Origin of the sequence: Pseudomonas sp. ERMR1:02, from assembly GCF_002277815.1 — a bacterium.
Classification (GTDB): Bacteria; Pseudomonadota; Gammaproteobacteria; order Pseudomonadales; family Pseudomonadaceae; genus Aquipseudomonas.
On the sequence record NZ_NKJI01000003.1, the window covers coordinates 499,987 to 521,164 of the forward strand.

The window sequence follows — 21,178 nt, forward strand, 5'->3', positions numbered from 1 at the left end:
AAAAGTTGCAAAGCTTCTTGCAGTAGCCCCCCCGCGCCCGAAATGCGGACGATTCGAAATGGGGACACGAAATGGGGACAGCTTTATTTTCGCGAAATGGGGACCGCGAAATGGGGACAGATTTATTTCGGATTGAAAATAGACCGCGAAATGGGGACAGATTTATTTCGGATTGAAAATAAGCGGATGGTGACCGCGCTAATTCGCTTGGTTTTTTTTCGAGGGCCTGCCTTGTCCACGGCCAATTATCCGAAGCCCTGTGATGTGTTCTATTTCTTCTACAAAGCGTGAGGATCCCGTCAGTTGCCCACGTTGAAGTGCACTTCGTATTAGCTCCACTTCCCCCTTCGGAGCGACCTGCTCTAAAAATTCTTTATATCGATTACGGCGAGCGAGCTCAGTTGTTCCGAGTGCGTTGAAGCATGGGTCGTGATCCAGCCAGTTATTTTTGGCTGACTCTTCTACTCGAAGGCGATAACTCGACCAAGGATAATCCTCCGCCCTCGATACAATATGAGCCCTCACGGGATTCAGTTCGATATATCGGGTACATGCCAAAAGATAGGTGTCGGATTGAACAAGACTGGATTTGTAACGGCTTTCCCATAAGGTCCCCGAGCGTCCTTCCAGCCTGTTTCGGTAGCGGGTCATACGAGCCGCTAGGGCTTTCATCAGCTGCCCCAAGCTCGATGGGGTGTCGCTTGGTACAAGTAGAAGGTGGACATGATTAGTCATCAAGCAATAGGCATAAACGCTTACGCCAAAGGAGTCTTTCAATTCACGCAGGTCGGAGAGGTAATGCTCAAAATCATCCGCGGTTGCGAAAACGACCTGTCGATTGTGACCTCGCTGTACGACATGGTGAGGGAAATTGGGCAATACAACGCGTCCGGTCCTAGGCATAGATCCTCCTGTATTTTTGTGATGACGAGGGAAGCCTAGTGAGAGCGGTTAATTTCGTTAGGGTTAGTTGTAAGCGGCTTTTTCAGTTCTCCACGTAAGGCACTTAAATAAATCTGTCCCCTTTGTCCGTTCTTTGTCCGTTGTCCCTTTTTGGTTTCATCTGAATCGGTGTCCCCTTTTTGCTCCTATTTATTGGTTAAATCTATTTGCGAATGTTCATTGCGTGGAGTGCAGGTTCGTTGCTGGTTAGTAAAAGACTCTCGTATGCAGGAGGGGGCTCTAATGGCGTATATGGCGGTGGCGGGTCATAGCGCGCGGCTCTACCCGGCGTTATAAGGGGGCGGCGAGGAGTGATGCGGGGCGATTGCGTAGAAAGTGAGTAGACGTTCCCCAAGGCGGCGTTTTGGAGCGCCATCAAAGCGTTGCGCGTCGTCGAGGGGGGATACTGTTGAGCATCTCTATTTGCCTTGCACTGGCTTCTGCTTCGGCCCGAAGTGAACTTTGCGTCGGAGTGAAATATGAATGAGTACTGTCTGTTGAACTCGACCTGACCTTTCGTAAAGGGGCACCGGGCTCTCTCGTCCGCAATGGTATGCGGGCACTAACACTTGGAAGTGTTGCTGGGAGAGGGGGAGGTGTGGGGATAGCATTGGTTATGGAATCTGTAGCGGAGATGGATCTAGAAATCAGTGGCTCGTTAGGGAGCGGTCTTTTCAGGCGTTTGAAAACCCCCAATGGTTTGACTAGCCAGTAAGGCCAATGCCCAGTCGGGTCATTTTTGTTGATCGGATCACCTTGGCAATAGGCATAACAATTGAGTCCTCCTTTGCCAAACGGACTCAAACTATCCGGACTGGTAAACACCATCAACACCGGATTAAACGGCCGATACCCATTTCCCAGCAAGTACCATCCCGTCACCGGATCCGGCCGTTCGCCGTTGAAGCCGAGCAGGCTAAGTAATCCGCTTGCAGCGGGGCGGTGGCCGTAGGGTGTGTAAGCAATAGGTTGTCGCGAGTGATTCGCCCCTAGTGTGTTCAACACCGAACGCTGTTGATCGGAGGCTATCAGTCTGCTGTTGAGTGCATCGCCTTCCGTTTTCTGTTCCGCCAGCAGTTGAACGTCATGCCGGATAATGGAATGGCGCGTCGCACCGTGGATCTCGGTGGTCAAGCGGCTTTTGCAATAGAAGCGCTGGTGTTCTGGCTCGTTCGGAAATGTATTGGCGATCAATTGGTCGAGGGCGTTGTAGCGATATTGGCTGAGCAGGGTTTCGTCGGGCGATTGCATGAATGAATGCTCCGAGGGTGCGAAGTGCTGGTGCTCAGTAACGATGGTTTTGTATAGGGTTGGGTACTAGCAGATCTGATAGGTCTGTTGCGGTTGGCTCGTTGGATTTGTTCCTCCGCCATGCTGGAGATCCCGGATCTATGGTGTGATTCATGAAGGATGCGCAGGCAGCGAGCGTAGAAATGGGGACCCTCTTTTCAAGGGTAGTGATTTCCTGGCCTTGAAGATTCGTGAAATCGCTGCGGCCAACGAAACTCTGTTGCTGGAGTCGCCGGCGCTGGCGTGGTCGATTTACTACTCCACGGAACTTGAGGAGGAAATTTCGGGTGGGTTATATCTGGCCGTTGCTCAGGTACTTGCCCATGCTTATCAGATTCGGCAGTGCCGGGCGGGCAAAGGAATGCGGCCGGATCCGTTGAAGGATGATTGGCCGATTCCGCCGGATTTAAGGCGGGACTTTTAGAGATATCCTTGGTTTTGATCCTTTAGCACTCTGTTACAGAGTATTAAAGGCTCCGCACAGTGCTGACCCTAATACCTAGTTCTTCCAAGTGCTCTTTCACTGGAGTAAGAGAGTCGAAGCTCGGATGAAAATGTCCGGAGCCGTTTGTGATTTTCGCGCTTTCACTTCCTATTTTTGTTATTTCACCTGCGCTAATAACATATGGAGATCCTGTCATGTCGCTTAGATATTGATGGCGGGTACTCGAAACAAAAAGCTTTCTCTTCGATGTGTAAATAAAATTGAGTTGGCGCTTCTGGTTGAAACGTACTTCATATTCGGTTCTGCTGAGGGATTCCATTGCCTTTTCATCTGGTATTTTTCTAAAGTCATCCAAGCTGGATATTTTTTTTATTTGGATATCTCGTGGCATTTTTAATGAGCGATGGTCTTTCATGCGTTTTTCGTGAGGATAAAAATTTTCAAGCCAATCTAGGACTTTATATTGTTTGTGTTGTGTTGCTTCTGAGCTTGCAGTTAAAGCTTTATTGTATTTGTCACCAGCTTTCGCTTTGGTAGCGCTCCACGCTATAGCCTGATCTCTCCACTTGGCGAGTTTCACCACCATGCGGAAGGATAAGTGTCCATTTGGATCGTAGCGATTGATTGGGTCTCCCAGACAGTATGCATATGGGTTCAACCCACCCTTCCCAAACGGACTCCAACTGTCTGGTTTAATAAAGCGCATCAACACTGGATTAAATGCCCGATATCCAATCCCCAACAAATAACAGCCTGTCACCGGTTCCGGCCGTTCACCATTGAACCCGAGCCGGCTGAGTAATCCACTTGCAGTGTCTCGGTGACCATAAGGCGTATACGCGATGGGTTGTCGCGGTTGATTGGCATTGAGCGTGTTCAGCACCGAGCGCTGTTGATCGGGGCCAACAGCGTGGTGTCGAATGCATTGCCTTCAGTCTTCTGTTCCGCCAGCAGTCGGTCGCCATGTTGGACTATGGAGTGATGCACCACGCCCTGTATCTCGGTGACCAGGCGGCTTTTGCAGTAGAAGCGTTGGTGCTCGGGTTCGTTCGGCAATGCATTAGCGATCAACCTGTCGAGGGCGTCGTAGCTGTATTGGCAGAGCCGGGTTTCGCGTGGCGATGGCATGAGTGAGTGCTCCGAAAGTCCGAAGTGCTGGCGCTCAGTATTGGTGGTTTTGTGTGGGTTGGGTACTAGCAGATCTGATAGGTTTGCTGAGGTTTGGTCGTTCGATTTGTTGTTCGGTCAAGCGGTAGCTTCCGGACCTGCGGTGTGATCCCTGAGGGGGCGTTGGCAATGATGGCCTCTTCGCGGGCAAGCCTCGCTCCTACAGGATTGATGCCGTCCGTAAGAACAATGACAACCTGTAGGAGCGAGGCTTGCCCGCGAAGGCGTCGGTTCTGATGACGCACTTTTTCGATGTAACCCCTCTATTACACCTCCCACCAAAGTTGGAAAGCTTCTTGCAGTAGCCCCCCTGCGCCCGCTTCAGGCGTCAAAAGTTTGCTTCAAAGGAACGGGGATTACCGGTGGATCGCTCTCAGTTACTCAACAGTACTCGCACGCACATGGCAGACCTCAGTCGAGGCAATCTGGGTGTGCCGCTGTTGCTGCTGGTCATGTTGGCGATGATGATGTTGCCGGTGCCGCCGTTCCTGCTGGACGTGTTTTTCACCTTCAACATCGCCCTGTCGATTGTCGTGCTGCTGGTCTGCGTCTACGCCTTGCGGCCGCTGGATTTTGCGGTGTTCCCGACGATTCTGCTGGTGGCGACGCTATTGCGGCTGGCGCTGAACGTGGCTTCCACGCGGGTGGTGATGCTCCACGGCCAGGACGGCCACGCCGCTGCCGGTAAGGTGATCCAGGCCTTCGGCGAGGTGGTGATCGGCGGTAACTACGTGGTCGGTATCGTGGTGTTCGCGATTTTGATGATCATCAACTTCGTCGTGGTGACCAAGGGTGCCGGGCGGATTTCCGAGGTGAGCGCGCGTTTCACCCTCGATGCGATGCCCGGCAAACAAATGGCCATCGACGCCGACCTCAACGCCGGCCTGATCGATCAGGCCCAGGCCAAGGCCCGCCGTTCGGAAGTCGCCCAGGAAGCCGAGTTCTACGGTTCCATGGACGGTGCCAGCAAATTCGTGCGCGGTGACGCCATCGCCGGTTTGCTGATTCTGTTCATCAACCTGATCGGCGGCATGGCGGTCGGTATCTTCCAGCACAACATGACCTTCGCCGATGCCGGCAAGGTTTACGCACTGCTGACCATCGGTGACGGTTTGGTGGCGCAATTGCCCTCACTGCTGTTGTCCACCGCGGCGGCGATCATGGTGACCCGTGCTTCCGGCTCCGAAGACATGGGCAAACAGATCAACCGCCAGATGTTCGCCTCGCCCAAGGCCCTGGCCGTGTCGGCTGGCCTGATGGCGGTGATGGGCCTGGTGCCCGGCATGCCGCACTTCTCCTTCCTGAGCATGGCCGCCCTGGCGGCGGGTGGTGCGTACCTGTTCTGGCGCAAGCAGAACATGGTCAAGGTCCAGGCTCTGCAAGAGGTCAAACGCCAGCAGGAACTGCTGCCGTCGCCGGCCCGCGCGCAGGAAACCAAGGAGCTGGGCTGGGATGACGTGACGCCGATCGACATGATCGGCCTGGAAGTGGGCTATCGCCTGATCCCGCTGGTGGACCGCAACCAGGGTGGTCAATTGCTGGCGCGGATCAAGGGTGTGCGCAAGAAGCTGTCCAGGACCTGGGCTTTCTGATGCCGACCGTGCACATCCGCGACAACCTCGACCTGGCGCCGAGTGCCTATCGCCTGACCCTGATGGGCGTGATCCTCGCTGAAGCGGAGATTTATCCGGATCGCGAACTGGCGATCAACCCCGGGCAGGTCTACGGCACGCTCAACGGCATTACCGCCAAAGATCCGGCTTTCGGGCTGGAAGCGGTGTGGATCGAAATCAGCCAGCGCGCCCAGGCGCAATCGCTGGGCTACACGGTGGTCGATGCCAGCACCGTGGTCGCAACTCACTTGAACCAGATTTTGTACAAGCACTCCAGCGAGCTGATCGGCCACGAGGAAGTGCAGCAACTCATGCAATTGCTGGCGAAAAACTCGCCGAAACTGGCCGAAGAACTGGTGCCGGGTGTGCTGTCGCTGTCGCAATTGCTCAAGGTCCTGCAAGCCCTGTTGGCCGAGCAGGTGCCGGTACGCGACATTCGTAGCATCGCCGAAGCCATCGCGAATAACGCTTCCAAGAGTCAAGATACTGCCGCATTGGTGGCTGCGGTGCGCGTTGGCGTATCTCGCGCTATCGTCCAAAGCATTGTAGGCACTGACTCGGAGCTGCCAGTGATCACGCTGGAGCCAAGGTTGGAACAGATATTGCTCAATAGTCTGCAGAAGGCAGGACAAGGCTCGGAAGAGGGCGTTCTGCTGGAGCCAAGCATGGCCGAGAAACTGCAACGCTCGCTGATCGATGCGGCGCAGCGCCAGGAGATGCAAGGTCAACCGGTGATTCTGCTGGTAGCCGGTCCGGTCCGCGCGATGCTCTCGCGATTCGGCCGACTGGCAGTCCCGGGTTTGCATGTGTTGGCTTATCAGGAAATACCTGACAACAAGCAAGTGACCATCGTTGCGACAGTAGGGCCCAACGGCTGAGGTAGTGGTTTATGCAAGTTAAGCGTTTTTTCGCCGCCGATATGCGTCAGGCCATGAAACTGGTTCGTGATGAGCTGGGCGCCGAGGCCGCCATCATTGGTAACCGCCGGATCGCCGGTGGTGTCGAACTGACGGCTGCCCTGGATTACAAGCTGTCGGCGCTGGCGCCACGTGTGCCGAACATGGAGCTCGAAGACGAGCTGCGCAAGACGCAGTCGCGGATCGTCACCGCCCAGGCCGAACTGAGCCTGCGCAGCGAAGGCGAGAGCGACAACGCCACCAATCGCCAGTTGTTCGCCGGCCTGCCGCTCACCGCCGCCGAGCCGCTGATCGAACCGACCTACGCCGAGCCTCGTCGCCCTGCGCCAGCACCTGCTGCCGCGCCTGCTGTCGACCAGCGTGTGTTCGACTCGATGCGTTTCGAACTAAACGGCCTGCGTGAATTGCTCGAAGTTCAGCTTGGCTCTTTAGCGTGGAATCAGCTGCAAGGCAGCCGTCCGGACCAGGCGAACCTCTGGCGCCGCCTGCAACGCATCGGCCTCTCCGGCCCGTTGTCGCGGGACTTGCTGGCGCTGATTACCGATATCCAGGAGCCCCGTCAGGCCTGGCGCATGTTGCTGGCGCACCTGGCGCGAATGATCGCTACGCCGGAAATCGAACCGCTGGAAGAGGGCGGGGTGATTGCCATGGTCGGCCCTGCCGGCATGGGCAAGACCACCACCCTGGCCAAGCTGGCTGCCCGTTACGTGCTCAATACGGCGCGCAAAACATCGCGCTGGTGAGTATGGACAGCTACCGTATAGGTGCCCAGGAGCAGCTCAAGACCCTCGGTCGGATTCTGAATGTGTCGGTGACGCACGTCGATCCGGGTCAGTCGCTGGTGCAGGCGCTGGATCCGCTGCTGCGCAAACGCGTCGTGCTGATCGACACCGCGGGCCTGCAGGCCAGCGATCCGGCACTGCGCATGCAGCTCGAAAGCCTGGCCGGGCGCGGCATCAAGTCAAAAATTATCTGGTTCTGGCAACCACCAGCCAGAAGCAGGTTCTAACCGCCGCTTATCACAGTTACAAGCGTTGCGGGCTCGCTGGCTGCATCCTGACTAAACTGGATGAAACAGCGAGTCTGGGCGAGGTGTTGAGCCTTGCCATCAGCCATGAATTACCGGTGGCTTATCTGACCGATGGCCCGCGGATTCCGGATGATTTGCATCTGCCGCGTCGTCATCAACTGGTCAGTCGCGCCGTCAGTGTACAAATGCAGGAAGAGCCCAGCGAAGAAGCCATGGCTGACATGTTCGCTGATATCTACCACAGCCCCACCAAGCAGGTAGGCTGAGGTAACAATGAATAGTTTTTGTACCTACATCGATGGTCTGCCATGCATTGTTCCTTTTGTGAACGCGCAGCCAGTAATGTGGCCTCCGTCTATGCAAGACAAGGTAAAGAAATAACATGGGCAGCATGCATCCCGTACAGGTGATCGCGGTGACCGGCGGCAAAGGTGGCGTCGGGAAGACTAACGTGTCAGTGAACTTGTCCCTGGCTTTGGCTGAGCTTGGCCGGCGCGTCATGCTGCTGGATGCCGATCTGGGGCTGGCGAACGTCGACGTTCTGCTGGGCCTGACACCCAAACGTACCCTGGCCGACGTGATCGAAGGCCGCTGCGAGCTGCGTGACGTCCTGTTGCAGGGGCCTGGCGGCATCCGCATCGTTCCGGCCGCGTCCGGCACCCAGAGCATGGTGCATCTGAGCCCCGCGCAGCACGCCGGCCTGATCCAGGCGTTCAGCGACATCGGCGACAACCTCGACGTGCTGGTGATTGATACCGCTGCGGGTATCGGTGACTCGGTAGTCAGTTTCGTGCGCGCGGCGCAGGAAGTGTTGCTGGTGGTCTGCGATGAACCGACCTCGATCACCGACGCCTACGCGCTGATCAAATTGCTTAACCGCGACTATGGCATGAACCGCTTCCGCGTCCTGGCCAACATGGCGCAGAGCCCGCAGGAAGGTCGCAACCTGTTCGCCAAGTTGACCAAAGTCACGGACCGCTTCCTCGACGTCGCCCTGCAATACGTCGGTGCCGTGCCTTACGACGAAAGCGTGCGCAAGGCCGTGCAGAAGCAGCGTGCCGTCTACGAAGCTTTCCCGCGTTCCAAGTGTTCGCTGGCGTTCAAGGCCATCGCACAGAAGGTCGATACCTGGCCACTGCCCGCCAACCCGCGCGGGCACCTGGAGTTTTTCGTCGAGCGCCTCGTGCAACAAACGGCAGGACCCGTGATATGACAGCCAGCGGTTACAACCTATACAAGCAGTCGGCGCGTGACGCGCAGTACGAGCTGATCGAGCGTTACGCGCCACTGGTCAAACGCATTGCCTACCACTTGCTGGCGCGTCTGCCGGCCAGTGTCCAGGTCGAAGACCTGATTCAGGCCGGGATGATCGGCCTGCTTGAAGTGTCGACCAAATACGACGCCAGCAAAGGCGCGAGTTTCGAGACGTACGCGGGCATCCGCATCCGCGGCGCCATGCTCGATGAAGTGCGCAAGGGGGACTGGGCGCCACGTTCGGTCCACCGCAATACCCGGATGGTCAGCGACGCCATTCGCTCGATTGAAGCTAAAACAGGCCGTGACGCTAAAGATCACGAGGTTGCGGCCGAACTCCAATTGAGTCTTGACGATTACTACGGGATTTTGAACGACACCCTCGGTAGCCGCTTATTCAGTTTCGACGATCTATTGCAGGACGGCGAACACGAAGGGCTGCACGAGGATGGCGCGAGTGCTCATCTCGAGCCGTCACGCGATCTGGAAGATGAACGCTTCCAGGCAGCGCTGGCGGACGCGATTGCCAATTTGCCGGAGCGTGAGCGACTGGTGTTGGCGCTGTACTACGACGAAGAGTTGAATCTCAAGGAAATCGGTGAGGTCCTGGGGGTCAGCGAATCTCGGGTCAGCCAGTTACACAGCCAGTGCGCGGCCCGTTTGCGGGGGCGTTTGGGAGAGTGGCGAGCGCGCTGAAGGCAGTGTGGGGGCACTGCGACGTGGCTGGTGGGGTGATGAACCGCGCCGGTCTCGATCCGCTGTACTCCAGACAGTCATCGAGTGCTTTGCCAGATTGATTGAAATGGCGCGTCCAGGTGCTGGGCGCGTTTTAGTCTGCTTGGAGGTCGAATTGGACAAGAACATGAAAATCCTCATCGTTGATGACTTCTCAACGATGCGGCGGATCATAAAAAACCTGTTGCGTGACCTTGGGTTCACCAACACGGTCGAGGCTGACGATGGCACCACCGCCATTCCGGTACTCAACAGCGGGAGCATCGACTTTCTGGTAACGGACTGGAACATGCCTGGCATGACCGGTATCGATCTGCTGCGCCACGTGCGTGCCGATGAAAAGCTCAAACACCTGCCGGTGTTGATGGTGACCGCCGAAGCCAAGCGCGAGCAGATCATCGAAGCGGCCCAGGCCGGTGTAAACGGCTATGTGGTCAAACCCTTCACGGCCCAGGCGTTGAAAGAAAAAATCGAAAAGATTTTCGAACGCATCGGTTGAACTGCGCCACGGGGGAGCTATGGGGCATAACGAATCTTCGCAGGGCGATTTTGAATCGACCCTGAAAAAACACGCCGTCGAACTGGTCGCGAGCCTTGAAAAAGGCAGGTTCGGCGATGCTGTGCAATTGATCCATGAGCTCAACCAGACCCGTGACCGCGGCCTGTATCAGGAAGTGGGCAAGCTCACCCGCGAACTGCATAGCGCGATCGTCAATTTCCAGATTGACCCGCACATGCCGCAAGCCGAGGAAGTATCACAGATCACCGATGCCACCGAGCGTCTGGGGTATGTGGTCAAGCTGACCGAGGCCGCGGCCAACCGCACCATGGACCTGGTGGAAAACGCCACGCCGCTGGTCAACCGCCTGAGCGATGAAGCCCAGGCGTTGAGCACGGACTGGGGACGGTTCATGCGTCGCGAGGTCGGGGCTGAAGAGTTCCGCGAACTTGCCCGGCGAGTCGACGGTTTCCTGGCGCGCAGCGCCGAAGACGGCCGTGCGGTGTCGAGCAACCTCAACGACATTCTGCTTGCCCAGGATTACCAGGACCTCACAGGTCAGGTGATCAAGCGTGTGACCCAGCTGGTCACCGAAGTTGAAAGCAACCTGCTCAAGCTCGTACTCATGGCCAGCCAGGTGGACCGCTTTGCGGGCATTGAACATGACCATGAAGCGATGCTTGCCGAAAAAGATCCACAAAAACATCTCTCTCAGGGTGAAGGTCCGCAGATTCATGCCGATAAAAGAGAAGACGTTGTGTCCGGTCAGGACGATGTGGACGATTTGTTATCCAGCCTGGGATTTTAGAGTTTTAGCTTTCTAGAGTTTTAGAATTTTAGGTTTTTTGGGTTTTTAGACCTGTAGGAGCACACCCTTAATGAGCTTCGGCGCCGATGAAGAGATCCTTCAGGATTTCCTGGTTGAGGCCGGCGAGATTCTAGAGCAACTGTCCGAGCAACTGGTCGAGCTGGAAAGCCGACCGGATGATGCAGACCTGCTCAATGCAATTTTTCGCGGTTTTCACACTGTAAAAGGGGGCGCCGGCTTCCTCCAGCTCAACGAGCTGGTGGAGTGCTGTCACATCGCCGAGAACGTGTTCGACATCCTGCGCAAGGGCGAACGACGCGTCGACTCTGAATTGATGGACGTGGTTCTCGAAGCGCTGGACGCGGTGAACAGCATGTTCAGCGAAGTCCGCGAGCGCAGCCCGATCACGGCTGCCACGCCTGAATTGCTCGCTGCCCTGGCCCGTCTGGCCGAGCCGCAAACGGCTGATGAGGCGGAACCTGCGCCCGTAGCCGAGGTGGTTGAAGAGCCTGTCGCTGAAAGCGAATCGGGTGACATCACCGACAATGAATTCGAACAACTGCTGGACTCGCTGAACGCCGTCAAGGCTCAGGCCGAGGCGCCGGCGGCTGTTCCAGCGCCGGCCAGCGATGCTACTGCCAGCGACGAAATCACCGATGCCGAGTTCGAGTCGTTGCTCGATCAACTGCACGGTAAAGGCCAGTTCGCCGTCGATGCGGTGGTGGCACCTGCTGCTCCTGCCACACCAGAAGCGCCGAAAGCCGCGGGCGACAGCTCGGATATCACCGACGACGAATTCGAAGCTCTGCTCGATCAGTTGCACGGCAAGGGCAACTTTGCCGTCGAAGCCTTGGAATCGGCGATTGCTTCGGTGCCGACGCCTGCTGCGCCAGTCGCTGCGGCGGCCGGTAGCGACCTGATCAGCGATCACGAATTCGAATCGCTGCTCGACGAATTGCACGGCAAAGGCAAGTTCACTGAAGTCGGCGCCAAATCTGGAACCGCATCCGGCGCCAGCGCTCCGGTCGCAACGCCAGTGGCCAAGGCTGCGGCACCTGCACCTGCACCTGCACCTGCACCTGCGGCCAAGGCGCCCGAGCCGAAAACTGAAGCTCCAGCGGCCGCTGCCGCGCCAACTCCAGCCCGTGCTCCAGCGTCGCCACCCGCTGAAAAACCGGCCAGCGAAGCCGAGACCACCGTGCGGGTCGATACCGCGCGTCTCGACGAAATCATGAACATGGTCGGCGAGCTGGTACTGGTGCGTAACCGTCTGGTTCGCCTTGGCGCCAACAGTGCTGACGAAGCCATGTCCAAGGCCGTGTCGAACCTCGACGTGGTCACGGCCGACCTGCAAACCGCGGTCATGAAGACCCGGATGCAACCGATCAAGAAAGTCTTCGGGCGCTTCCCGCGCCTGGTACGCGACTTGGCTCGCCAGCTCAAGAAAGAGATCAACCTGGAACTGGTCGGCGAAGAAACCGACCTCGACAAGAACCTCGTCGAGGCCCTTGCCGATCCCCTGGTCCACTTGGTGCGCAACGCGGTCGACCACGGCATCGAGTCGCCGCAAGAACGCGAAGCTTCGGGCAAGGCCCGTGGCGGCAAGGTGATCCTGGCCGCGGAACAGGAAGGCGACCATATCCTGCTGTCGATCTCCGATGACGGCAAAGGCATGGACCCGAACGTCCTGCGTTCCATCGCCGTGAAACGCGGTGTGATGGACAAGGACGCGGCCGATCGCTTGAGCGATACCGAGTGCTACAACCTGATTTTCGCCCCGGGCTTCTCGACCAAGACCGAGATCTCCGACGTGTCCGGCCGTGGCGTGGGCATGGACGTGGTGAAAACCAAGATTTCCCAGCTCAACGGCTCGATCAACATCTACTCGACCAAGGGCCAGGGTTCGAAGATCGTCATCAAGGTGCCGTTGACCCTGGCGATCATGCCGACGCTGATGGTCATGCTCGGCAACCAGGCGTTTGCGTTCCCACTGGTGAACGTCAACGAGATCTTCCACCTCGACCTGTCGACCACCAACGTGGTGGATGGCCAGGAAGTGGTGATCGTGCGGGACAAGGCGCTGCCGTTGTTCTACCTCAAGCGCTGGCTGGTCAGCTCCGCCGCTCACGAAGAGCAGCGCGAAGGCCATGTGGTGATCCTTTCGGTGGGCATCCAGCGGATCGGCTTCGTCGTCGATCAACTGGTAGGCCAGGAAGAAGTGGTCATCAAGCCATTGGGCAAAATGCTCCAGGGAACCCCGGGCATGTCGGGCGCCACCATTACCGGTGACGGTCGCATCGCGCTGATTCTCGATGTACCGAGCATGCTCAAGCGTTACGCCACGCGGCGTATTTGATTCTGGTGGAGCGGGGCGACTGAGCCTCGCTCCATCTAACGGAGTGTTTATGGCAGTTAAAGTCCTGGTGGTGGATGATTCGGGTTTTTTCCGCCGCCGCGTCTCGGAAATTCTTTCAGCGGATTCGAATATCCAGGTCGTCGGTACCGCGACCAACGGAAAAGAGGCGATCGATCAGGCGCTGGCGCTCAAGCCAGATGTGATCACCATGGACTACGAGATGCCGATGATGGACGGCATCACAGCGGTGCGGCACATCATGCAGCGCTGCCCAACCCCGGTCTTGATGTTTTCTTCGCTTACCCACGAAGGCGCCCGAGTGACCCTCGATGCGCTGGACGCCGGCGCAGTGGACTTCCTGCCGAAGAATTTCGAAGACATCTCGCGCAACCCCGAGAAGGTCAAGCAACTGCTGTGCGAGAAGATTCTCAGCATTTCGCGCAGCAACCGTCGTGTCAGTGCCTACAGCACGCCGGCTCCTGCTTTGAATCCAGTGTCCGCTCCTGCGCCAACGCCTGCACCTTCAAGCCTCGGTAGTTACGGCAGCAGCGCGCCTGTACGTCCGGCTCCGGCACCGATCCCTGCGCGTACACATGCGCCAGGCTCTTCGTCGCCTGCGCCAAAACGCAAAGCCTACAAACTGGTCGCCATAGGCACTTCCACTGGCGGCCCGGTTGCCCTGCAGCGGGTACTGACCCAACTACCAGCCAACTTCCCGGCGCCGATCGTGCTGGTCCAGCACATGCCGGCGGCTTTCACCAAGGCCTTCGCCGAGCGTCTGGACAAGCTCTGCCGCATCAGCGTCAAGGAAGCCGAGGACGGCGACATCCTGCGTCCGGGCCTGGCGTTGCTGGCACCGGGTGGCAAACAGATGATGATCGACGGCCGTGGCGCGGTGAAAATCCTGCCGGGCGACGAGCGTTTGAACTACAAGCCCTGTGTGGACATCACCTTCGGCTCAGCGGCGAAAACCTACGGTGACAAAGTTCTGGCGGTGGTATTGACCGGCATGGGCGCCGACGGACGCGAGGGCGCACGTCTGCTGAAACAGGGCGGTAGTTCGATCTGGGCTCAGGACGAAGCCAGCTGCGTGATCTACGGCATGCCGATGGCCATTGTCAAAGCCGAACTCGCCGATGCGGTGTACAGCCTGGATGACATCGGCAAGCACCTGGTCGAGGCCTGTGTCTGATGGATGTTCTGAGCCTTATCGGCATCATCATGGCGTTCGTTGCCATCATCGGGGGCAACTACCTCGAAGGCGGGCATCTTGGTGCGCTGGCCAATGGTCCGGCGGCGTTGATCGTACTTGGCGGGACCATCGGCGCGGCATTGCTGCAATCGCCGATGAGCGCTTTCAAGCGTGCCATGCAGATTCTGGCGTGGATTCTGTTTCCACCGCGCGTTGACCTGGCCGGCGGCATCGATCGCGTTGTCAACTGGAGCCTGACCGCGCGCAAGGAAGGCTTGCTCGGGTTGGAAGGGGTGGCCGACACCGAACCCGACAACTATTCGCGCAAGGGCTTGCAATTGCTGGTGGACGGCGCCGAACCGGAAGCCATCCGCAGCATTCTGGAAGTGGATTTCTACACCCAGGAAAGCCGCGACGTCGAAGCGGCCAAGGTCTTCGAAAGCATGGGCGGTTACGCGCCGACCATCGGCATCATCGGTGCGGTGATGGGCCTGATTCACGTGATGGGTAACCTCGGTGATCCGTCACAACTGGGCAGCGGTATCGCCGTGGCCTTCGTCGCCACCATCTACGGCGTGGCCAGTGCCAACCTGGTGCTGCTGCCGATTGCCGCCAAACTCAAATCCGTTGCATTGCGCCAGTCGCGTTATCGCGAAATGTTGCTCGAAGGCATCCTGTCGATCGCCGAAGGTGAAAACCCTCGCTCCATTGAGTTGAAGCTTCAGGGCTTCATGGATTAAGGGAATAAGCTCATGGCACGTCGTCGCCAGCATGAAGAGCATGTAAACCACGAGCGCTGGCTGGTGTCCTACGCCGACTTCATCACCTTGCTGTTCGCGTTTTTCGTGGTGATGTACTCGATCTCGTCGGTCAACGAAGGCAAGTACAAGATCCTTTCCGAAGCGCTGATCGGAGTCTTCTCCGATACCGATCACGCCCTAAAGCCGATTCCCATCGGCGACGAGCGGCCGAAGACCGTGACCCCGGCCAAGCCGCTGGTCAAGGACAGCGATCAGGTGGATGCCGGGGTTGCCGGCGCCAGTGATCCGCTGAAAAGCATCGCCGACGACATCAGCGCGGCGTTCGGCGACCTGATCAGCTCCAACCAGATGACCGTGCGCGGCAACGAGCTGTGGGTCGAGATCGAACTCAACTCCAGCCTGTTGTTCGGCAGTGGCGATGCCATGCCCAGCGACGTCGCGTTCAACATCATCGACAAGGTCGCGAAAATTCTGAAGCCGTTCGACAACCCGATTCACGTCGAAGGATTTACGGACGATCAGCCCATTCGTACCTCGCAGTACCCGACCAACTGGGAACTGTCGTCGGCCCGTTCGGCGAGCATTGTGCGCATGCTGGCGATGCAGGGGGTAAACCCCGGACGGCTGGCTTCGGTGGGCTACGGCGAATTCCAGCCCGTGGCCAATAACGCCACGACCGAGGGCCGGGCACGCAACCGTCGCGTGGTGCTGGTGGTGTCGCGCAATCTCGATGTGCGTCGCAGTCTCACCGGGACCGGAACCGCTCATTCCACACCGGATGCCGCATTGAAGCGTGCTGGCACACAAACTGCACCGACCAAGGTCAAGTCGCCGGTACGAGAGAGCGCCGTCAATTCTCCGTCACCCGCATTAACACGTTGAGCTATTTCCCGATCGAACCGATTGGGAGGAACAATCCGAATGAGAGTCTGGGCAGTCGCCAATCAAAAGGGTGGTGTCGGTAAAACCACTTCCTCCATCGCTTTAGCCGGTTTGCTGGCCGAGGCGGGCAAGCGCGTGGTCGTGGTCGATCTGGACCCCCACGGCTCGATGACCAGCTATTTCGGTTACGACCCCGACAACCTGGAACACAGCAACTACGACTTGTTCCTGCACAAGGGCAATGTGCCGCAGGGCTTGCCCGGGCAATTGTTGCTGTCCACCAGTGACGAACGCATTTCCCTTTTACCGTCCAGTACCGCGCTGGCGACCCTTGAGCGCCAAACGCCGGGTCAGAGTGGCCTGGGCCTGGTAATCGCCAAGAGTCTGGCGCAGTTGTGGCAAGATTTCGATTACGCGGTGATCGACAGTCCGCCGTTGCTCGGCGTGCTGATGGTCAATGCCTTGGCCGCGAGCCAGCAACTGGTGATCCCGGTGCAGACTGAACACTTGGCGGTCAAGGGGCTGGAACGCATGGTCAATACGCTGGCGATGATCAATCGCTCGCGCAAACAAGCGCTGCCGTTCACCATCGTGCCAACCCTGTTCGATCGCCGCACGCAAGCGTCCCTCGGCACGCTGCGGGTATTGCGCGACAAGTTTCCGGAAGAAATCTGGCAAGGCTACATCCCAGTGGACACCCGCCTGCGCGATGCCAGCCGTGCCGGGCTGACGCCTTCGCAATTCGACGGCAAGAGCCGTGGCGTACTCGCTTATCGTGCGCTGCTCAAGCATCTGCTTGCGGCACAACTCGTTGCGCAGGTGGCATGAAGATGACACATACCCCCGTAGGAGCGAGGCTTGCCCGCGAAGAATACGCCGCAGATTCTGCAGGCACACCGCGTTATCGTTCTTCGCGGGCAAGCCACGCTCCTACAGAAGCAGGGGGGCGTGCATGAGTCGGCCAGTGAAGATCACTTCGCGCCCGCAACTGGCGCTTCAGTCATATTTGGAGAGCTTGCTGCAAGACATCACCGAGGAGTTGGCGCCGGAAATAGAAGCGCCTGAAGCTGTGCTGGACGAATTCCAGGCCGCAGTGCTCGAAGAGCAGGCTCGTGATGCGCAGAAAGTCGTCGTTGCTGCCGCCCCTTTGCTAGCACCGGTAACGAAAACCCCCGTTGCTGTGGTCGAAGCGCTGGCTCCTGTGATGGCGCCGGTATCGACTATCGCACCCTTGCTGCAAGCGTTGGTGCCTCCACCCGTTGAGGTGCAGCCAGTACCGGAGCCACCCGTCGTCGAAGTACATCAAGCGCTGGTACCGCCGGTCGTCGAAGTTCACTTGCCACCCTCCAACACGCCACCGCCGGTAGAAACCGACGGGCGTCCGGCATGGGCGGCCGAGCCGTTCGAATGCCTGTTATTCGATGTTGCCGGGCTAACCCTGGCCGTGCCGTTGGTGTGCCTGGGGTCGATTTATTCCCTGGCTGGCCACGAACTGACGCCGCTTTTCGGTCAGCCCGACTGGTTCCTCGGCATCCTGCCAAGCCAGGCCGGCAACCTGAAGGTTCTCGACACCGCACGTTGGGTCATGCCCGACCGCTATCGCGATGATTTCCGCCAGGGCCTGCAATACGTCATCTCGGTCCAGGGCTACGAATGGGGGCTGGCGGTGCATCAGGTCAGCCGTTCGTTGCGTCTGGATCCGAACGAAATCAAATGGCGCAGCCACCGTGGTCAACGGCCATGGCTGGCGGGCACCGTGATTGAACACATGTGTGCGTTGCTCGACGTTTCCGAACTGGCCGAGTTGATCGCCAGCGGCGGGGCAAAGCACATGGGCGGCAGCAAGCCGGCCCACAAACCGACATGAAATCTGCACAACAAACAGGCGACGGCATTCAAATGCCGCAGCACCGAACACACACCGCCAGGGCGGTTTTTCGAGGGGTCAGGGTATGAATGATAAGGCGACGGCGGCAAAGGGTTCCGAAGATCCGATCCTGCAATGGGTAACCTTCAAGCTGGACAATGAAACCTACGGCATCAACGTGATGCGCGTTCAGGAAGTCCTGCGCTACACCGAAATCGCCCCGGTCCCGGGCGCCCCGAGCTACGTGCTGGGCATCATCAACCTGCGTGGCAACGTGGTCACCGTGATCGACACCCGTCAGCGCTTCGGCCTGATGAATGCCGAAATCAGCGACAACACCCGTATCGTTATCATCGAAGCCGACAAGCAAGTGGTCGGGATCATGGTCGACAGCGTGGCCGAAGTGGTTTACCTGCGTCAGTCGGAAATCGAAACCGCACCGAACGTCGGTAACGAAGAGTCCGCCAAGTTCATTCAAGGCGTGTGCAACAAGAACAACGAACTGCTGATCCTGGTCGAACTGGACAAGATGATGAGCGAAGAAGAATGGTCGGATCTGGAGAACATCTGATTGATTCTCGAGGTTGCGGTCATTGTCCTGTTCCTCTTCTGGGCTGGCACGCTGGCAATGTTTCTGGCGTACATACGCGGCCAACGGCAGATCGCCGCGCAACAGGCCCAGGGTGATGCGCTGCGTGATCAGCGCATCAAGGATCTGGCCAAACGCGTTGACGACTATCAGAACGGCAATGTACGCATGGGCGAAGACCTGCACGAATTGCGCGCCATCGTCGCGCCCTTGCCGGACAAGCTCGCCCAAATGGAACAACGCGACCCCACCAGCCTGTCGTTCGCCCAGGCGGCTCGACTGGTGGGGATGGGCGCCAGCGTCGACGAACTGACCCAGTCCTGCGGCTTGACCCAGGCTGAGGCGGAGTTGATGAGCAAGCTTCACAGGAGCTGATTTTTTGCGACTCTGCTGAAATCGCCATCGCGAGCAGGCTTGCTCCCACAAAGGATTGGGGTGGGCACAAAATGTGTGAACACCACCAATCCTCTGTGGGAGTGAGCCTGCTCGCGATGGCGTCGTGTCAGGCGCCATAGATGTAGGAGCGAGCGGGCGGCGATCCGACTTGCCCGCGAAGGCGTCCTCGAAACCTCAGCAATCATCCCCGCGCAACTTGCGCTTCAAAGCTCAGGGCAATCGCGCACTGAACCCCCATCCTTTCATCCTGAGCGCTTTTTGGAAGAGTGTTTTTCCAGCATCGATATGCTGCGCAACACTAAACTCTCTGAAGGTGTTTTATGCCGACTGTCACTACCCATCAGGCTGTTGCCGGGCGATACACGAACTCCGGTCCTGACCGTGAAACCAAAAGCACGGCGCCAAACATTTGCAAAAGTGTTGAGCACGTATCGAATTCTCCGGCCGAGATGGGAAACGCGGGAGTTGGCAGTAAGTCGTCGTTTTCTACATCAGAAGTCTTGGGTGGCAAGACAGTCACGAAGATGTCGATTAATAAACACACGGCTAAAGCAGTTTTGAGTGAGTTGGTGAAACTTCCAATTTCAGAGAATACCTACGCTGCTCGCCTCGAATGTCTGAAGGTTGACCCTTCCATTCTTACCTGGCATGCACTGACTCGTTACCCTGACAAACTGAAGGAGCTGGAGCAGACAGATCTTCCCAAGCTTGAAAAATGTTTAGCGGGAGCAGGAGTGTGGCTGCCTGAAGTTGAAAGTATAAATGCCAATGTGTTGAAGAATCTGATGGTCAAACTGGCTGATCAATTTGAGGCGTCCTTTCAGTGCCTGTTGTTAGAGACAGAAGCTCCAGAAAAAAAAGACGTTCTGATTGTTCGGGGGGCGCCAACTTCTGGGAAAACATCATATCTGGGTGGCAATTTTACCCTCAGTACGGATGAAGTAAGAAATTACTTACAGGATCGGATGACTGGCATCACAATGCCTCAGCTACATATGCACGCTTATACGTTGTTGAACCATTTCACAATGAATATGGAGAAAAAGTTTTCACAAGTTTTGGCACGGGGCTCACTTTTTGAATCTCCAAAGTTGGTCGATAGCAAGCTACAAGCGATCAGGTTGCAAGAAGGAAAGCAAAAAGCAGCGGTTCACGACATACAAGTTGACCTGAGGACGCTCTGTTGTCGAATGCTCAAGCGTTCTACAGAAGAGGCATTGATGGGTTTTGATTACTTGAGTCAGCGTTTCCGTTGTTCATTGGAAAACCGACAAGAAACAATAGAATTGGTGCAAAAAAACCAGGAGATCATCAACGAGTACTCACTATCGGTCTGGGATGGCAGCAAGAGCGTAAGAGTCGCGGAGCGTTCAGTTGATTCCCAGGACATCATCATTCATGACAAGGCTTTATTCGATCAGCAGGTGTCACGGGACCCTGTCTTGATCGAAGCAGAGATTGCGCATGTACGCGACACGGTAATCGACGGAGCATTCATCTCTGACTTCACGGCTGGGCATGAACCTGCCATTGCGGTGGTCTTTACCGATGCATTGAGCAAGTACGATGGAAAACCATGGCTGAGGCTCTTGAGTTGCATCGCGACAGGGATCATGTAGCGACTTCGGTGGCTTCACGCGTTCTCGCCGAAGTAGTTCCCTCTTAACATTGCACATCAGGCGCGCCATTTTCGCGATGATCGTGGCGCGCTGTGTCAGCAATCATCCTCGCGATCGGTGATGTCCTTCTCAACCATTGGCGCCTCCGAATTCCGCTGACTTGTGATGATGATTCATCATCGGTAACTTGATCATCGCAATAAACGTTCTATCGCCGCTGATCAACCTCGGTTGTTCAGGTATATGCAGCGCCAAGGAGGCCTATGCTCGACATTTTGCGTGGTACACCGCTGTGGGTTTATGCGGTCTTTACTTACCTGACGTACTACGGAGTCGTTGCCTGCTTCAGGAGTCATGAATCGAAAAGGTCTTCCTGCGATATTCATCGCCATTTCCTTGACCTCGCTAAACCTCTTCCAAGGTATTGCCATACCAGTAGCGGTCTATGTGCTTGGGTTACTGGCAGGATGGTTTCTGGCGCTGCGCTTTTACTCGTACCACGACGTGGTGCGAGAGGGGGATCGTCTGGTGCTGGGTGGAACGGTCAAGGTTCTGATCGTGTATTGGTGCTTCTTTGCCTGGCGTTATTACGCCGGTTACCAAGAGGCCATGCATCCTGAGCTGGCAAATGACGTTGCGGCGGTGGTGTCGTCAGCAGTTGGGGCTGGCCTTATCAATGGTTTGATTGTTGGGCGTAGTCTCAGGCTTTTGCGGTTTTCAAGTCTGATAACGCGATGCCCGTGGAGTTGGCGTCCAAGTCGCGCCAAGACTGATTTTTGCGACTCAGTTGAGGAGACTGTCAGAAATTTTGTGTTC

The 21,178-nt window shown here is 57.3% G+C and carries 18 protein-coding genes and 3 pseudogenes; 17 read left to right on the top strand and 4 right to left on the bottom strand.

What is annotated here, in order from left to right; translation table 11 throughout:
* Positions 1 to 198 precede the first annotated feature (198 nt).
* Both CES87_RS08465 and CES87_RS08470 read right to left on the bottom strand, forming a co-directional pair.
* Complete coding sequence (locus CES87_RS08465; RefSeq protein WP_128605778.1) at positions 199 to 903, bottom strand: transposase; 705 nt, start codon at positions 901 to 903, stop codon at positions 199 to 201.
* 414 nt (positions 904 to 1,317) lie between these two features.
* Positions 1,318 to 2,193, bottom strand: a complete 876-nt coding sequence (locus CES87_RS08470; protein ID WP_128605779.1) for an RHS repeat-associated core domain-containing protein — start codon at positions 2,191 to 2,193, stop codon at positions 1,318 to 1,320.
* Positions 2,194 to 2,371: 178 nt separating this feature from the next.
* On the opposite strand from CES87_RS08470, the pseudogene CES87_RS08475 reads away from it, so the two are divergent.
* Positions 2,372 to 2,656: pseudogene (locus tag CES87_RS08475) on the top strand (EscU/YscU/HrcU family type III secretion system export apparatus switch protein); the annotation flags it as partial.
* Positions 2,657 to 2,699: 43 nt separating this feature from the next.
* Here the strand turns inward: CES87_RS08475 and CES87_RS08480 are convergent.
* Both CES87_RS08480 and CES87_RS32980 read right to left on the bottom strand, forming a co-directional pair.
* Positions 2,700 to 3,560, bottom strand: a complete 861-nt coding sequence (locus CES87_RS08480; RefSeq protein ID WP_256590849.1) for an RHS repeat-associated core domain-containing protein — start codon at positions 3,558 to 3,560, stop codon at positions 2,700 to 2,702.
* Positions 3,554 to 3,805, bottom strand: a complete 252-nt coding sequence (locus CES87_RS32980) for a hypothetical protein (RefSeq protein WP_256590850.1) — start codon at positions 3,803 to 3,805, stop codon at positions 3,554 to 3,556. The genes CES87_RS08480 and CES87_RS32980 overlap by 7 nt, the downstream gene beginning before the upstream one ends.
* Positions 3,806 to 4,245: 440 nt before the next feature.
* Here CES87_RS32980 and flhA point away from each other — a divergent pair.
* From flhA to CES87_RS08560, 16 genes and pseudogenes are all read left to right on the top strand, one after another.
* Positions 4,246 to 6,335 (top strand): annotated as a pseudogene (gene flhA, locus CES87_RS08485) (flagellar biosynthesis protein FlhA).
* A gap of 11 nt (positions 6,336 to 6,346) precedes the next feature.
* Positions 6,347 to 7,670, top strand: a pseudogene (gene flhF / locus CES87_RS08490) (flagellar biosynthesis protein FlhF).
* A gap of 116 nt (positions 7,671 to 7,786) precedes the next feature.
* A complete protein-coding gene (gene fleN, locus CES87_RS08495) occupies positions 7,787 to 8,617 on the top strand; it encodes a flagellar synthesis regulator FleN (RefSeq protein ID WP_007983353.1) in 831 nt (276 codons plus the stop codon).
* Positions 8,614 to 9,354, top strand: coding sequence for an RNA polymerase sigma factor FliA (gene fliA / locus CES87_RS08500; protein ID WP_018925059.1), 741 nt, complete (start codon positions 8,614 to 8,616; stop codon positions 9,352 to 9,354). The genes fleN and fliA overlap by 4 nt, the downstream gene beginning before the upstream one ends.
* A 166-nt stretch (positions 9,355 to 9,520) precedes the next feature.
* Positions 9,521 to 9,892 (top strand): chemotaxis response regulator CheY, encoded by a 372-nt coding sequence (locus CES87_RS08505; RefSeq protein ID WP_003183998.1) that lies wholly within the window; start codon positions 9,521 to 9,523, stop codon positions 9,890 to 9,892.
* Positions 9,893 to 9,911: 19 nt separating this feature from the next.
* Complete coding sequence (locus CES87_RS08510) at positions 9,912 to 10,700, top strand: protein phosphatase CheZ (RefSeq protein WP_128605780.1); 789 nt, start codon at positions 9,912 to 9,914, stop codon at positions 10,698 to 10,700.
* Between the two features lie 70 nt (positions 10,701 to 10,770).
* Positions 10,771 to 13,056, top strand: coding sequence for a chemotaxis protein CheA (locus tag CES87_RS08515; protein WP_128605781.1), 2,286 nt, complete (start codon positions 10,771 to 10,773; stop codon positions 13,054 to 13,056).
* 49 nt (positions 13,057 to 13,105) lie between these two features.
* Positions 13,106 to 14,248, top strand: a complete 1,143-nt coding sequence (locus CES87_RS08520; protein WP_128605782.1) for a chemotaxis response regulator protein-glutamate methylesterase — start codon at positions 13,106 to 13,108, stop codon at positions 14,246 to 14,248.
* Positions 14,248 to 14,988 (top strand): flagellar motor protein, encoded by a 741-nt coding sequence (locus CES87_RS08525; RefSeq protein WP_128605783.1) that lies wholly within the window; start codon positions 14,248 to 14,250, stop codon positions 14,986 to 14,988. Before CES87_RS08520 ends, CES87_RS08525 begins: the two co-directional genes overlap by 1 nt.
* 12 nt (positions 14,989 to 15,000) lie before the next feature.
* The gene (gene motD / locus CES87_RS08530) at positions 15,001 to 15,891 is read left to right on the top strand and encodes a flagellar motor protein MotD (RefSeq protein ID WP_128605784.1); all 891 of its coding nucleotides are present in this window, start codon (positions 15,001 to 15,003) and stop codon (positions 15,889 to 15,891) included.
* Between the two features lie 39 nt (positions 15,892 to 15,930).
* Positions 15,931 to 16,719 (top strand): ParA family protein, encoded by a 789-nt coding sequence (locus CES87_RS08535; protein WP_128605785.1) that lies wholly within the window; start codon positions 15,931 to 15,933, stop codon positions 16,717 to 16,719.
* A gap of 124 nt (positions 16,720 to 16,843) precedes the next feature.
* Positions 16,844 to 17,758: a CheW domain-containing protein gene (locus tag CES87_RS08540; RefSeq protein WP_128605786.1), complete on the top strand. Its 915-nt coding sequence runs from the start codon at positions 16,844 to 16,846 to the stop codon at positions 17,756 to 17,758.
* A gap of 85 nt (positions 17,759 to 17,843) precedes the next feature.
* The gene (locus CES87_RS08545; protein WP_007946765.1) at positions 17,844 to 18,329 is read left to right on the top strand and encodes a chemotaxis protein CheW; all 486 of its coding nucleotides are present in this window, start codon (positions 17,844 to 17,846) and stop codon (positions 18,327 to 18,329) included.
* Entirely contained in the window at positions 18,330 to 18,722 is a 393-nt protein-coding gene (locus CES87_RS08550; protein ID WP_128605787.1) for a DUF2802 domain-containing protein, read from the top strand.
* Between the two features lie 341 nt (positions 18,723 to 19,063).
* Entirely contained in the window at positions 19,064 to 20,362 is a 1,299-nt protein-coding gene (locus CES87_RS08555; RefSeq protein WP_128605788.1) for a hypothetical protein, read from the top strand.
* A 354-nt stretch (positions 20,363 to 20,716) separates the two neighbouring features.
* On the top strand, positions 20,717 to 21,178 hold a 462-nt coding region (locus CES87_RS08560; protein WP_256590851.1), incomplete at its 3' end, for a hypothetical protein.

Excerpts from the sequence above, each read along its gene's own strand:
- CES87_RS08510 (WP_128605780.1), top strand. The coding sequence starts at position 9,912 with ATGGGGCATAACGAATCTTCGCAGGGCGATTTTGAATCGACCCTGAAA.
- CES87_RS08540 (WP_128605786.1), top strand. The coding sequence starts at position 16,844 with ATGAGTCGGCCAGTGAAGATCACTTCGCGCCCGCAACTGGCGCTTCAG.
- CES87_RS08525 (WP_128605783.1), top strand. The coding sequence starts at position 14,248 with ATGGATGTTCTGAGCCTTATCGGCATCATCATGGCGTTCGTTGCCATC.
- CES87_RS08520 (WP_128605782.1), top strand. The coding sequence starts at position 13,106 with ATGGCAGTTAAAGTCCTGGTGGTGGATGATTCGGGTTTTTTCCGCCGC.
- fliA (WP_018925059.1), top strand. The coding sequence starts at position 8,614 with ATGACAGCCAGCGGTTACAACCTATACAAGCAGTCGGCGCGTGACGCG.
- CES87_RS08505 (WP_003183998.1), top strand. The coding sequence starts at position 9,521 with ATGAAAATCCTCATCGTTGATGACTTCTCAACGATGCGGCGGATCATA.
- CES87_RS32980 (WP_256590850.1), bottom strand. The coding sequence starts at position 3,805 with ATGCCATCGCCACGCGAAACCCGGCTCTGCCAATACAGCTACGACGCC.
- CES87_RS08470 (WP_128605779.1), bottom strand. The coding sequence starts at position 2,193 with ATGCAATCGCCCGACGAAACCCTGCTCAGCCAATATCGCTACAACGCC.
- CES87_RS08465 (WP_128605778.1), bottom strand. The coding sequence starts at position 903 with ATGCCTAGGACCGGACGCGTTGTATTGCCCAATTTCCCTCACCATGTC.
- CES87_RS08515 (WP_128605781.1), top strand. The coding sequence starts at position 10,771 with ATGAGCTTCGGCGCCGATGAAGAGATCCTTCAGGATTTCCTGGTTGAG.
- CES87_RS08545 (WP_007946765.1), top strand. The coding sequence starts at position 17,844 with ATGAATGATAAGGCGACGGCGGCAAAGGGTTCCGAAGATCCGATCCTG.
- CES87_RS08535 (WP_128605785.1), top strand. The coding sequence starts at position 15,931 with ATGAGAGTCTGGGCAGTCGCCAATCAAAAGGGTGGTGTCGGTAAAACC.
- CES87_RS08555 (WP_128605788.1), top strand. The coding sequence starts at position 19,064 with ATGCCGACTGTCACTACCCATCAGGCTGTTGCCGGGCGATACACGAAC.
- fleN (WP_007983353.1), top strand. The coding sequence starts at position 7,787 with ATGGGCAGCATGCATCCCGTACAGGTGATCGCGGTGACCGGCGGCAAA.
- motD (WP_128605784.1), top strand. The coding sequence starts at position 15,001 with ATGGCACGTCGTCGCCAGCATGAAGAGCATGTAAACCACGAGCGCTGG.